This is a genomic window from uncultured Campylobacter sp., from assembly GCF_938017705.1.
In the GTDB taxonomy this organism is placed as follows: domain Bacteria; phylum Campylobacterota; class Campylobacteria; order Campylobacterales; family Campylobacteraceae; genus Campylobacter_B.
Genome location: NZ_CALIIS010000007.1, coordinates 1 through 12,381, shown reverse-complemented (window position 1 = coordinate 12,381; position 12,381 = coordinate 1). Strand labels below are relative to the sequence as shown.

Here is a 12,381-nt window from a genome sequence, read left to right as displayed (position 1 = left end):
TAAAAAATGGCGGTGTTGATATTTCTAAAATTTATATCGCTCATTGCCCGGAGAGAGTTTTGCCGGGTAAAATTTTAAATTTAGCCCGCGGCGTTTTGATGTGCGAGCGTTTTGTAAAATTTTATCGCCGCTCGCTGTGCCCGTCCCGCACGATTTATAAAATTTAATTTTATAAAACTCGGCGCGCCGCTAAATTTTAATCGCTCGCTCGCCGCTAAATTTCGCGCCGTATTTTCGGCACCGCATGCGAACCGGTACAAGCCGCGACGTCTGCGGCAAACAGCGCGTCTAAGGTTGCCGTATCTTTGCGAAATACGCCGCCTTCATCGCCTCTTCAAAGGCGTCGTTGCTTTCGTACTCGCAGCCCAAAACCTCGCGCCATAGGCTTGCATCCTCCATGCAGAGGTAGAAAAACACCCGCTCACGCCACGGCAAAAGCGCGCCTGCGGCAAATTTAAAAAGCTCGCGCTTGATCTGCAGCGGGTAGGACAGCTTGCCGTTTGCGTCCGCAAGGGGCATCTGTAAAATTTTGCTCCGCAGCCCGCGAGAGCGCAGTTTTTTGACGACGGGCTTGATGAAGGTAAGCGTGCCGAGCGAGACCATCACGACGCCGCTTGGATCGAAGCTGCGCAGCAGCCGCTCAAAAAGTGTGCCGTAATCGCTTTGCCATCCCTCATACCAAACCATCGGGTGGAGGTGAAAGCCCACCAAAATGCCGCGCGCCGCGAGCGCTTCGGCTGCCGCCAGCCGCGCATCCAAGCTCGCGCTTAGATGCTCCTCGTTCGCTATGATCGCGGGCGTATTTAGCGAAAAAGTAACGATGAGGTTGCGCGGGATCTCGCGTTGCAGGAAAAACCGGATATTATTCGACTTGCTTTTAAGCTCCAAAATCACGTTTTCATGCCGCGCCGCAAAGTCCGTTAGCGCGCTTAAAATGCCGAAGCGATCGCCCCACATGAGCGAGTCGGAGCTCTGACCCGTGCCGATGTGGTAGCTGCGCGCGGGATCGAGTCGCAGCCGCGCTAAATTTGCCGCAAAATTCTCGTCAAAGCCGATTTTCCCGTGTTTGTAAAAGGAGCCGATCGCGCAATAGGAGCAGTCAAAGCCGCACGAATTGATCGCATCGAGCGTCAGCAAATTGCAGCAGCGCGTGTTTTCGCTCGCCACCGGACAGCGCCCCAAAGCGATACGATCCGCGCGAAAGGAGGAAATTTCAAATTTTTTCGGCTCATAATCGCTTTTAAAGCTCGCGTACGAATGCGGGCGCGACTTTAGCTCAAGCCAAGCTTCGCGCACGAAATTAAAAATTTGCTCGCCGCTTGGGACTTTCCCTGTTTTATTAAAATCTAGCCCGCACTGCCCGTCCGCAAGCAGTTCATAAACGGGCATCTCGTCCCACGCCTCAAAATCGCTTGCAAACTCCGCTAGCTGCTTTTTTTGCTGAAATGAAAAGTGAAATTTTTCAAATAGCGCGCCCAAAAACGCACTCGATCGCTCGCCCAGACTCACGCCAAATAGCGCGCTCAGCTCCTTTTTAGCCTCCGTCATCTTGCTCCGCTTCGTTTAAATTTTGCAAATTATACTTAAATTTCGCGCGTCATCACTGGAAATCGTTGAAATTTCAGATCGCGCCGCAGAATAGTCGCTCGAGATAGAAGGCGTAAGCTAGCGTAATAGCGACGTTTAGGATCAAAATTCCGCCGAGTGCGAACTTTTGCGGGATTTTCTTGACGCCCGTTCGGTAGTAATACGGCAGGGCGCAGAAAAACGCGGGCAGCACGAGCAGAGCGATGCCTAGCGGTATGCCGGTGCCGCCGGTGCCTATCTCCGTATTGCGCACAAACTGCGCCATGGCGGGGAATTTAAGGATGGCGAAAATAGCCGCTGCAAAGAGTAGCTGCACGCAGACGCAGTAAAATAGGTAGCGCGCGCCTATTAGAGCGTCTTTTAGCCATAGCCCGATACAGGCAAATACGAGCAAAAGGGCTAAAACGACTAGCGAGGGTAGATCCTCAAACAGATCCGCCGCGGCATACGCGCAAGCCGCGACGCACGCGCATGCCAAGAGGGCAAAATACAGATAAGAGCCTTTTATTTTCATCGTTTCTCCTGCGCCTCCGCAATACCTTTGAATTCCGCGACATATTCGGCATATGAAGCCGAAATTTATCTCTCGGCTCGGTTTTTTGCATACGCTCTAGTAGTTAAATTCTGCTCTTTATTGCGGCGCAGATTTGCGGCAGGCGCGCCTTTACGAGCTCATAGACGAAGCTTTTGCAAAGCCGCTCGCCGCGCAGATGATCGCTTACGATCTTCATCATCGCCCACGGCACGCCCACGCGCTCGCAAGCACTAACAAAAAGCGCGCTCTCCATATCGTAAAGCCTGATACCGCGATTTGCACACCCACAGGTAGCATCTTTTGCCGTGCACGGCGTATTTTGTGTTGCGCGCGCTGCGGTATTCGTCGCGACGCTGTGCCCACCTACCGCGATTTGTGAGGGTTTTACGCTCGATAAATTTTGCGCCTTGACTTGCGTTAAGCTTTGTATTTCAGCCCGCGTCGCGTCGCGCGTGAAATTTTTTGTATCTGCTGAGCCGTTTACCCCTTGCGTTGGGGCTTGTGCGTTTATCTCGCCGCACGCCTCGATCTCTGCGACATTTGCCCCACGGGTCCGCTGCGCTGCGTTTAAAATTTTAGGTTCGCTTACGCAGATTAAATTTGCCCGCAGCTTGCCGTCCAAACTCGCGCCGCAAAATTCTCGCTCGCAAACGTTTTGAAATTTTGGAGCTTGCTCGCTATGTTCCCCGACCTGCGAGCGATAAAATTTCGATCTGTCCTCGCCGCAAAATTCCCGCGCTGCCGTGCCGTCAAAGTAAAACGCCTCGCCGATTTGCACGCCTTTATCCGCGCAGCCGCAGACGCCTATGTTTAGCGCAAAGTCCACGCGCCGCGAAAGTAAAATTTCGCCGAAGCGCTCTGAATTCTGCGCGGAACCAAAATCTGAAATTTCAAAATTTTCAGCCACATTTCGCGCAGAGCCGGTCTCTGCGTCGCCGCAGAGCGCGCCCGCACCCAAACGGTGCTTAAATTTTATGTCCGCGCCGCGCCGATCCTTGCGAAGCTCGCGCCCGAATTCTGCGTCTGTCTCAGTACGGCGAACAAATTCCGCGCCGGGTTCGCTCTTAAATTCTATTTCTATGCCGCCTGCAGCGCCCGCTTTAAATTTAGCCCCAAACCTCACGCCGCAGATGTATAAAAGCATCTGCTCTCCTGCGAATAGATCGCCGCTACGCGTAAGTTTAAAACTCTCGATTATCGCTTGGGCTTCGCAGCGCAAAGCCGTGCAGATTAGTATCATCGCCGCCCCTTCCAAAAGCGCAATTTTAACAATTTGAGCTATAATGTAAGATTAATTTGGCACAAAAGGGCGAAAATGAACGATCTCATCACTATCACGGGCGCGCGCGAGCACAATTTGAAAAATATAAATTTGCAAATTCCAAAGGACAAACTCGTCGTTTTTACAGGTCTTAGCGGCAGCGGCAAAAGTACTCTGGCGTTTGATACGCTATATGCCGAGGGGCAGCGTAGATACGTCGAGAGCCTAAGCAGCTACGCGAGGCAGTTTTTAGACCGCGTAGGCAAGCCCGACGTCGATAAGATAGACGGTCTGACGCCCGCAATCGCGATCGATCAAAAAACGACGTCGAAAAATCCGCGCTCGACGGTGGGCACGATTACCGAAATTTACGACTATCTGAGGCTTCTTTATGCGCGCGTGGGAGTGCAGCACTGCCACAAATGCGGCAAGCCGATCTCAAAGATGAGCTCCAGCGACATCATCGCCGAGATTATGAAGTTGCCGCGCGGTGCGAAGGTGATCTTGGGTGCGCCCTTGGTGCGCGAGAAAAAGGGTAGCTTCGCCGATATGCTGCAAAGCTTGCGCGAGCAGGGCTATGTGCGCGCTCAGATCGACGGCGTGTTGGTGCGACTGGACGAGGAGATCGAACTAAGCAAGACGAAAAAGCACTCGATCAAGGTCATCATCGACCGCACGATCATCGATGAGGAAAATTCCATCCGTATCGCAAGCGACGTCGAAAAGGCGCTCAAGCTCAGCTTCGGCGAACTTGAGGTGGAGATCGCAAACGCCGCCGAGCTGGGGCTCGCGCAGAGTCTGATCCACTACAGCGAGCATATGGCGTGCTTTGATTGTAAAATTTCATTCAAGCCGCTCGAGCCGCTCGCGTTTAGCTTCAACTCTCCAAAGGGCGCGTGCGAGAGCTGCGATGGGCTGGGGATAAAATTTAGCCTCGATCTAGGCAAGATCATCAACGAAAACGCCTCGATCGAGGGCGGCGCGATCAAGGTGATGTCGGGCTTTAACAAGAGCTATTACTATAAATTTCTGCTCGGATTTTGCGAGGCAAACGGCATAAACGTTAAAATCCCGTATGCAAATTTAAGCGAGGAGCAAAAAAAGCTGATCCTTTACGGCAGCGTCAAAGAGATCGATTTTTACTGGAAAAAACACAAACTCGTGCGAAAATTTGAGGGTGCGATCAAATACGCCTACGATCTGCTCAAAAACGAAAGCGATCTGGACGATTATATGAGCGAAAAAATTTGCCCCGACTGCGGCGGACTGCGCCTGCACCCCGAAAGCCTCGCCGTAAAGGTCGCAGATAAGGGCATCGGCGACGTGATAAATATGAGTATTGCAGACTGCGTGGAATTTTTCAGCGACGAGAAGCGGTTTTCAAATTTAAGCGAAAAGGACGCGCAGATCGCAGCGCCGATCCTAAAAGAGATTAACGAGAGGCTGTTTTTCTTAAAGGACGTGGGGCTTGGATATCTCACGCTGGGGCGCGATGCGCGCACCATCAGCGGCGGCGAGGCGCAAAGAATCAGGATAGCCAGCCAGATCGGCTCTGGTCTTAGCGGCGTGATGTATGTGCTCGACGAGCCTAGCATCGGACTTCACGAGCGCGATACGCAAAAGCTCATCAAGACGCTGCGAAGCTTACAGGAAAAGGGGAATTCCGTAATCGTCGTCGAGCACGATAAAAAGACGATCGAGACGGCGGACTTCGTCGTGGATATCGGCCCCGGGGCGGGCAATCTAGGCGGCGAGGTCGTATTCGCAGGAGACGTCGCGCATCTGCTTAAAAGCAATACGCAAACCGCGCTGTATCTGAACAACCAAAAGGAGATAAACTACCAAAAGCACCGCAAGCAGGAGCTTTGGCTAAGTATTAAAAACGTAAATATCAATAACATCCACGGCCTTTGCGCAAAATTTCCGCTGCGAAATTTAGTCGGCATCACGGGCGTTAGCGGCAGCGGTAAGAGCTCCTTGGTGCTGCAAACCATACTGCCTACCGCGCTCGAGGAGCTAAATCGCGCCAGGAAGGTGCACGCGGTAAAGGGCGCTAAAATTTCCGGGCTTGAGAGCCTAGATAAAGTGATCTATCTAGATCAAACCCCCATTGGACGCACTCCGCGCAGCAATCCCGCGACCTACACGGGGGTGATGGACGAGATCCGCGCGCTTTTTGCCGCGACGAAGGAAGCGCAGCTGCGCGGATACAAGATTGGCCGCTTCAGCTTCAACGTCAAGGGCGGGCGCTGCGAAAAATGCGCGGGCGAGGGCGAGATCACGATCGAGATGCACTTCCTACCCGATATCAGCGTCGTCTGCGACGTCTGCCACGGCACGAGATACAACGCGCAGACGCTTGAAATTTTATACAAAAACAAAAGCATAGCCGACGTTTTGGCGATGAGTATCGACGAGGCGCTCGAGTTTTTCAAAGCCGTGCCTAAAATTTATCAAAAGCTAAAGACGCTCGCGGACGTCGGGCTCGGCTACGTTTCGCTAGGCCAGCCCGCCACGACGCTTAGCGGCGGCGAGGCACAGCGCGTCAAGCTCGCCAAGGAGCTAAGCCGCACCGACACGGGCAATACGCTCTATATCCTAGACGAGCCCACGACGGGGCTACATTTTGCAGACGTAGATCGCTTGGTGGCGGTGCTACATCATTTGGTCGATCTTGGGAATTCCGTCTTTGTAATCGAGCATAATCTGGACGTCATCAAAAACTGCGATTACATCATCGACATGGGACCCGAGGGCGGCGAGGGCGGCGGACAGATCGTCGCTTGCGGCACCCCAGAAAAGCTTGCGAAAGATTTTAAAAAGACAGGTAGCTACACGGGGGAATTTTTGGCGCAGGAGCTAGCGGCGATGAAGAGCACGAGGAAAAACAAGCGAGGTTAAAACGCCTTATCGGGGTCAAGAATGGATCAAAGCAGGCTTGAGGAATTAAAAAGGCTACTACAAAAGCGGCATCAAGAGCCGAAGCGTGGCTTGGAACAAAATTCTAACGGCGAAAATTCTGGAACATCGAATTTTGGAGTCTCGAATTTCAAAGCTCAAAATTCCGAAATCTCGAATTCCGAAGCCTCAAATTTTGAAGCTTCGAATTTTGAAATCTTGAATTCTGAACCTCCGAATTTCGAATCTTTGAATTCCAAAGCACCGAATTCCGCTACTGATGCTTTAAATTTAGAGGCCAAAGCGGCTCAGAATTCTGCCTGTGAAAACAGTATGGAGCCGCAAAATTTTATCTCGGATGACAGCGGCTCTTTTCAGCATAATCCCAAAGCCAGAGATTACGACAAAGATCCGATAATTCTTGAAAACTACGAGTACCTATATCAAAAACTATTAATGGTTTTCTCTCTTTTTATAGGAGGCGTATTTGCCATAATCGTAAATTTTGATTGGAAAGCCAGCGGCGCAGTGGATTATAGCACCAAGAACGGTATATACATGATTTTGTTTTTATCGTTTTTATCGCTATTCATTATATTACCTGAGCTTATAGATTATAGAAAAGAGAGACCGACGATACGGCTTAAAAACAATCAAATAGAATTTTACGAAAAAGATAAAATCGCGTATGTCGAGCAATGTGAAAATTTGCGACATAATATGGGTTGGTCCTTTTTTATAGGAAATTTTAAAGGAAAAAGAGGATTGCTATATATGTTTATGGCGGCAGTGTTGCTATGCTTGGTTTTCATGACGATTGATCTTGTAGTTGCTCGTTGGTTTTTGAGCTTTGCTTTGTTTCAGTTTGCGGGCAATATATTAGTAAAATTTATCTTTTGTCTTGTTTTGGGAAAGAGCGGCGATAGGAGATTTTCGCTTTTCCCCGCATAAAGAGTTGGCGAACCGCATTATGGACATATCGGCTTATTTGCTTGCTCCAGATATTATTTAATACCGATATTTAGAAATTCTATATATTTTGAATTGAAAGAATATTTATTAGCTAGACACAATATAAATATCAACGATGTAGATAAAATTTATCTCTAGCTATAAGTGACACAAAATTTTATCAAAATGTATGATGCAGAATTTTTGCATTTAAAATTCCATTCTACGATACAGCGGAATGGAATTTTAAAATTTAAATTTAAAAGCCTTAGCCGTTGTAGCCTAAGCGGCGCATATTTGCGCACGCATCCTTGTAGCCGTAATAGCACGAGATGCGGTATAGATCGATGGCGTTGAATTTATTCTGCTCCACGCCCTCACCTTTTTCAAACATCGCTGCGAGCTTCTGGCAAGCAGGGAAGTTTTGGGAGAGCGTGCATGCGGCATTGTAGGCGTTGGCGGCAGAAGCATAGTCGTGCTTGGAATACATAGAATCCGCAAAATTTAAACACATCGCGCCATTGCCGTTTTTGCACGCATCGCTTTGCACGACGCTGCCTTGCAAGTTCATCGGGCGGATTCCGTCTTGGACATCGGCGAAAGAATACTTGCCGCTTTTTGGCGCATCGACTGCGCTTTTTGGTGCGTTGCTTACGCAGCCTGCTAAAAACACCCCGGCGGCGATCAAAGCTAGAATTTTTTTCATATTTTGCTCCTTAATTTTTTGAAATTTGGCGACCCAAAATGTAATAGGTCTCTTTGCCCGCGACTTTTTGTAGCTTGAGCTTAAATTTTTCCGACCAAGCGCTGATAATCTGTTCTGCAGCGGTCTTGCGCTCCTCATTTGTAGCATCGTTTTTGATCTTAAAATACGGGTTTGAATTCGACATCGCCACGTGCGCACCGTAAATTTTAAGCTTATCGTTCAGCCCCACGATGCGATCAAGCTCGTTATCCTCAAAATCGCACTTCGATAAAATTCCTCGCAGCTGCGCGACCGTCGCGTCGTTTACGCTATATCCTAGCGCCAGCAAAATCCCATCTTCACTCATTCTCATCCTTTCGAAAAAAATTTATCTGTTCGCTTGTGAAATCAAAACGCCTTCGATTATGCTTTTTATATCGCCGTCTAAAATCGCATCGGTTTGGCTATACGCCTCGCCGCTGCGGTTGTCCTTAACCTGCTGATACGGGAAAAGTACGTAGGAGCGGATCTGATGCCCCCAGCCGATCTCGCTCTTAGGCGTGTTCTCGTCCTTTTCGCGCTGCTTCATCAGCTCAAGCTCGTAAAGGCGCGACTTTAGCACCTTCATCGCCGTTTCTTTGTTTTTGTGCTGGCTTCTGTCGTTTTGGCAGTTTACTACGATGCCCGTTGGGATGTGCGTGATACGCACGGCGCTTTCGGTTTTATTGATATGCTGTCCGCCTGCGCCGCTTGCGCGAAACACATCGATGCGGATATCCTTCTCTTCGATATTTATCTCGATATCATCATTTAGCTCGGGGCTTACCATCACGCTTGAAAAGCTCGTGTGTCTGCGCCCTGCACTATCGAATGGGCTTACGCGCACCAGGCGATGGATGCCGTTTTCGGCTTTCAGATATCCGTAGGCGTTCTCGCCGCGCACAATGAAGCTAACGTCTTTAAGGCCGGCTTCCTCGCCCTCTTGAAAGTCCAAAACCTCGATCTTAAAGCCCTCTCGCTCGCAAAAGCGCAGATACATGCGGTATAGCATACTCGCCCAGTCGTTGCTCTCCGTACCGCCCGCGCCCGGATGAATGCTGACGATAGCGTTTTTATCGTCGTTTTCGCCGCTAAGCATCATAGAAATTTCTAAATTTATGATTTTGTCCTCTAACTCACCCGCTTCGGCAAAAAGCGAGTTTATCGTCTCCTCGTCGTTTTCCGAGTTTGCCAGCTCATATAGAGCCTTTGCGTCGTCTACGGCATTTTTAGCGTTTAGAAATTTATTTAAGATATTTGAAATTTTAGTTTTTTCTTTGCCGATGGCGCCTGCTTTTGCGATGTCCTGCCAGAGATTTTGATCGTTTTCAAGCTCCTCGATCTCTTTTAGGCGCGCTTTAATATTCTCCGGTTTTACGACGCCTGCAATATTTTCGACTTTAGTATTTAGGGTTTTTAAAAGTTCCGTGTATTCGTAATTATCCAAAATTTAAGACCTTTTTATGCTTTTGGCGTGATTATAACATATTTTGGATTAAGGTTGTTTATAAAATTTTATTTAAGGCGGGTATTATGAAGCATTTATCCATTAGGGATATCAAAACCTGCTTGATATTGCCATGATTAATCAGTTTAAGCTCCGTCGAGAGATCGGGCAAGGGGTCGTTTAGTAGCAGTTTTAGCTTTGCTTCTTCTAGCTTCAACTTTTTGCAATCGGCTTTTTTGTCTTCAAGCATAGACACCACTAGTCTTAGCTTTTCTTTTGTCATTTCGCTTTGCACGAAAGCACCTTATATACGATAATAGAGCATAAAAAAGCTGCGATAGAGCAAGCAAAATACGCCCAAATTTCTCCGATAGTTTTTTCAAGAAGCGCGTGCAGCCCTAGCAAAAAGAATACCAAGCCTATAATGCAAATTACGCCCGTAATTATATTTAGTAAAACCGAGTTGGCGCTCTTTAAAAAAGAGCGCCTGATATCGCTAGCTTGAGCGTCTACGAGCTCCACTACCGAAACTATAAATTCAGATATGCCGGCCATTATTTTTTCAGCAACCAAGCAACTAAAAATCCGACGCCCGCAGCGATAGCGATGCTTTTTATCGGATCTTGTTTTATCGTGTCATTTACGCTTTCTATGCCGTCTTTGCCTTTGAGCCTTAGATCGTCTATATATTTTTTGATCTCATTGCTGTTTAGCTGATCTAGAATTTTATCTTTAGCAGACTCTGCACGCTCTGCGCCTATGTTTTTGATGGACTTCATAATCTCTTTAAAATCCGCTTTCAAAGAGTCGATATCCTTTTTCAAAGACTCTAAATTTGTCTCTTGAGTAGCCATTTTCGCTCCTTTTGAAGTTTATTTTAGAGCTAAAGCTCGTGATAGATTTTAGTACTTATTGATTAACGCTCGCTAAATAGACCACCCTTTCGCGCTTAATTTATACCTTTAATATTTTTTGATATAATTGCCAACCTTAATATTTTATATTGAAAAGAGAGAACAATGCAGATCATTAGAAGCGTAGAGGAGCTAAAAAGCTTCAGAGCGACGACAAGCGGCAGCGTGGGCTTCGTACCTACGATGGGAGCTTTGCACGCGGGGCATGCGAGCCTCATAAAAAGAGCGCGGAACGAAAACGACATCGTAATCGTCTCCGCATTCCTCAATCCGGCGCAGTTTTTGCCTGGCGAGGATCTAAATAGCTACCCAAAAAACGAAGCGGGCGATATTAAAATTTGCGAAAGCCTCGATGTAAACGCGCTTTTTATCCCGAGCGCGGATGAAATTTACGGCACGGAGGAGCCAGCGATCATAGCGCCTAAGCCGATAAGTGAAATTTTGGAAGGTAAAACGCGCCCCGGGCACTTCGACGGCGTACTTAAGGTGCTAAATAAGCTTTTTAATCTAACTCGTCCTAGCAACGTTTATATGGGCAAAAAGGACACCCAGCAGCTTTTCATCGTGCAGAAGATGGTAAAGAGCTTTTTTATGCCTATAAGTATCATCCCTTGTGAGATCGTGCGCGAGAGCGATGGGCTCGCACTTAGCTCGCGTAACGCCTATTTGGATGAGGAGGGAAAGCTTATGGCGCTTAAGCTTTCGCGCTCCTTGCTAAATGCCAGCTCGCTTATTAAAAAAGGCGAGATCAGCCTAAACATCGTCCGCGAAAAGATGCTTAGCGTGCTTGAGCCGCTGGCGGTCGATTACATAGCGTTCGTGGATTATAAATTTAATGAAATTTCACAGATCAAGTCGGGAGATACTATCATTTTAGTAGCCGCCAAGATAGGCACGACCCGTCTGATCGATAATATCTGGCTGTAGATGGCGAAGCTTCATCTCGTCTCGCTGGGCTGCAATAAAAATTTGATCGACTCCGAGATCATGCTCGGACGCCTGCAAAACTACGAGATCACGCCAGATGTCGCCTCTGCCGACGTCATTATCGTAAACACCTGCGGCTTTATAAATTCGGCAAAAGAGGAGAGTATCCGCGCGATCCTAGATATGCACGAAGCGCGTAAAAAAGGCTCCCTGCTCGTAGTCACTGGCTGTCTCATGCAGCGCTACCGCGAGGAGCTGATGAAGGAGCTGCCCGAGGTCGATCTTTTTACCGGCGTCGGAGACTACGACAAGATCGATGAAATCATCCTAAAAAAGCAAAATTTATTTAGCCCGGATACCTACCTGCAAGCAAGCGAAGAGCGCGTGATAACGGGCTCAAACTACCATGCCTACATCAAAATTTCAGAAGGCTGTAATCAAAAATGCAGCTTCTGCGCGATCCCGACCTTTAAAGGCAAGCTAAAATCCCGCGCGCTCGAAAACATCGTAGATGAGGTGCAAAAACTCGTAAAAAAGGGCTACTACGACTTTAGCTTCCTCTCGCAGGACAGCAGCTCGTATATGCGCGATCACGCGGTTAGCGACGGGCTCATCTCTCTCATCGACGCGGTCGAGAAGATCGAGGGCATCAAAACCGCGCGCGTACTCTATCTCTACCCGAGCACGACCTCAAACGCGCTAATTGAGCGCATCATAGCTTCGCCGGTGTTTGCGAACTACTTTGATATGCCGATTCAGCACATAAACGACAAAATGCTAAGCCTGATGAAGCGCGGCGCGAGCGCGGCGCGGATCAAAGAGCTTTTAAATTTAATGCGAAGTGCGCCGGGCGCATTTTTACGAACGGGCGTCATCGTCGGACACCCAGGCGAAACAGACGTAGAATTTGACGAGCTTTGCGCGTTTTTGCAAGAGTTTAAATTTGACCGCGTTTCGGCGTTTGCCTACTCGAAGGAAGAAGACACGCTCTCGTATGAGATGGAGCAGGTGCCAGCCAAAATCATCTCAAAGCGCTTAAGCAAGATCGAAAAGATCACTCGCGCCGCGATAGAAGCGAGCTTCGCACAGGAGCTAGGGCAAAAATTTATCGTTTCGCTTGAGGGCGAAAGCAGCGAG

13 protein-coding genes are annotated in these 12,381 nt (G+C 48.6%); 4 read left to right on the top strand and 9 right to left on the bottom strand.

Translation table 11 applies throughout. From position 1 onward, the window contains the following. Positions 1 to 288: 288 nt before the first annotated feature. From Q0605_RS00515 to Q0605_RS00505, 3 genes are all read right to left on the bottom strand, one after another. The gene (locus Q0605_RS00515; protein ID WP_298703305.1) at positions 289 to 1,548 is read right to left on the bottom strand and encodes a spore photoproduct lyase family protein; all 1,260 of its coding nucleotides are present in this window, start codon (positions 1,546 to 1,548) and stop codon (positions 289 to 291) included. 73 nt (positions 1,549 to 1,621) lie between these two features. Then, positions 1,622 to 2,101, bottom strand: a complete 480-nt coding sequence (locus Q0605_RS00510; protein WP_298703303.1) for a hypothetical protein — start codon at positions 2,099 to 2,101, stop codon at positions 1,622 to 1,624. A 103-nt stretch (positions 2,102 to 2,204) separates the two neighbouring features. Next, positions 2,205 to 3,362, bottom strand: a complete 1,158-nt coding sequence (locus tag Q0605_RS00505; RefSeq protein ID WP_298703301.1) for a hypothetical protein — start codon at positions 3,360 to 3,362, stop codon at positions 2,205 to 2,207. 75 nt (positions 3,363 to 3,437) lie between these two features. Between Q0605_RS00505 and uvrA the strand changes: the two genes are divergently transcribed. After that, complete coding sequence (gene uvrA, locus Q0605_RS00500) at positions 3,438 to 6,284, top strand: excinuclease ABC subunit UvrA (protein WP_298703299.1); 2,847 nt, start codon at positions 3,438 to 3,440, stop codon at positions 6,282 to 6,284. Positions 6,285 to 6,432: 148 nt separating this feature from the next. On the opposite strand, the gene Q0605_RS11390 is transcribed toward uvrA, so the two are convergent. Further along, a complete protein-coding gene (locus Q0605_RS11390; protein ID WP_363317187.1) occupies positions 6,433 to 6,546 on the bottom strand; it encodes a hypothetical protein in 114 nt (37 codons plus the stop codon). Between Q0605_RS11390 and Q0605_RS00495 the strand changes: the two genes are divergently transcribed. Further along, positions 6,531 to 7,232, top strand: coding sequence for a hypothetical protein (locus tag Q0605_RS00495; RefSeq protein ID WP_363317185.1), 702 nt, complete (start codon positions 6,531 to 6,533; stop codon positions 7,230 to 7,232). The genes Q0605_RS11390 and Q0605_RS00495 overlap by 16 nt on opposite strands. A 268-nt stretch (positions 7,233 to 7,500) precedes the next feature. On the opposite strand, the gene Q0605_RS00490 is transcribed toward Q0605_RS00495, so the two are convergent. From Q0605_RS00490 to Q0605_RS00470, 5 genes are all read right to left on the bottom strand, one after another. After that, complete coding sequence (locus Q0605_RS00490; protein ID WP_297901918.1) at positions 7,501 to 7,938, bottom strand: hypothetical protein; 438 nt, start codon at positions 7,936 to 7,938, stop codon at positions 7,501 to 7,503. Between the two features lie 10 nt (positions 7,939 to 7,948). Next, a complete protein-coding gene (locus Q0605_RS00485; RefSeq protein ID WP_298703295.1) occupies positions 7,949 to 8,284 on the bottom strand; it encodes a type II secretion system protein in 336 nt (111 codons plus the stop codon). A 21-nt stretch (positions 8,285 to 8,305) separates the two neighbouring features. Next, positions 8,306 to 9,403, bottom strand: coding sequence for a peptide chain release factor 2 (gene prfB / locus Q0605_RS00480; RefSeq protein WP_298703293.1), 1,098 nt, complete (start codon positions 9,401 to 9,403; stop codon positions 8,306 to 8,308). A 58-nt stretch (positions 9,404 to 9,461) separates the two neighbouring features. Continuing rightward, positions 9,462 to 9,698 (bottom strand): hypothetical protein, encoded by a 237-nt coding sequence (locus tag Q0605_RS00475; protein ID WP_298703291.1) that lies wholly within the window; start codon positions 9,696 to 9,698, stop codon positions 9,462 to 9,464. A gap of 259 nt (positions 9,699 to 9,957) precedes the next feature. Next, positions 9,958 to 10,257, bottom strand: coding sequence for a DUF883 domain-containing protein (locus tag Q0605_RS00470; RefSeq protein ID WP_298703288.1), 300 nt, complete (start codon positions 10,255 to 10,257; stop codon positions 9,958 to 9,960). A 165-nt stretch (positions 10,258 to 10,422) separates the two neighbouring features. On the opposite strand from Q0605_RS00470, the gene panC reads away from it, so the two are divergent. Both panC and rimO read left to right on the top strand, forming a co-directional pair. Further along, positions 10,423 to 11,244 (top strand): pantoate--beta-alanine ligase, encoded by an 822-nt coding sequence (gene panC / locus Q0605_RS00465; RefSeq protein ID WP_298703285.1) that lies wholly within the window; start codon positions 10,423 to 10,425, stop codon positions 11,242 to 11,244. Continuing rightward, the coding region (gene rimO, locus Q0605_RS00460; protein ID WP_298703282.1) for a 30S ribosomal protein S12 methylthiotransferase RimO at positions 11,245 to 12,381 on the top strand (1,137 nt) is incomplete at its 3' end.

Coding starts and splice junctions, on each gene's coding strand:
- Q0605_RS00515 (WP_298703305.1), bottom strand. CDS start 1,548: ATGACGGAGGCTAAAAAGGAGCTGAGCGCGCTATTTGGCGTGAGTCTG.
- Q0605_RS00510 (WP_298703303.1), bottom strand. CDS start 2,101: ATGAAAATAAAAGGCTCTTATCTGTATTTTGCCCTCTTGGCATGCGCG.
- Q0605_RS00505 (WP_298703301.1), bottom strand. CDS start 3,362: ATGATACTAATCTGCACGGCTTTGCGCTGCGAAGCCCAAGCGATAATC.
- uvrA (WP_298703299.1), top strand. CDS start 3,438: ATGAACGATCTCATCACTATCACGGGCGCGCGCGAGCACAATTTGAAA.
- Q0605_RS00490 (WP_297901918.1), bottom strand. CDS start 7,938: ATGAAAAAAATTCTAGCTTTGATCGCCGCCGGGGTGTTTTTAGCAGGC.
- Q0605_RS00485 (WP_298703295.1), bottom strand. CDS start 8,284: ATGAGTGAAGATGGGATTTTGCTGGCGCTAGGATATAGCGTAAACGAC.
- Q0605_RS00470 (WP_298703288.1), bottom strand. CDS start 10,257: ATGGCTACTCAAGAGACAAATTTAGAGTCTTTGAAAAAGGATATCGAC.
- panC (WP_298703285.1), top strand. CDS start 10,423: ATGCAGATCATTAGAAGCGTAGAGGAGCTAAAAAGCTTCAGAGCGACG.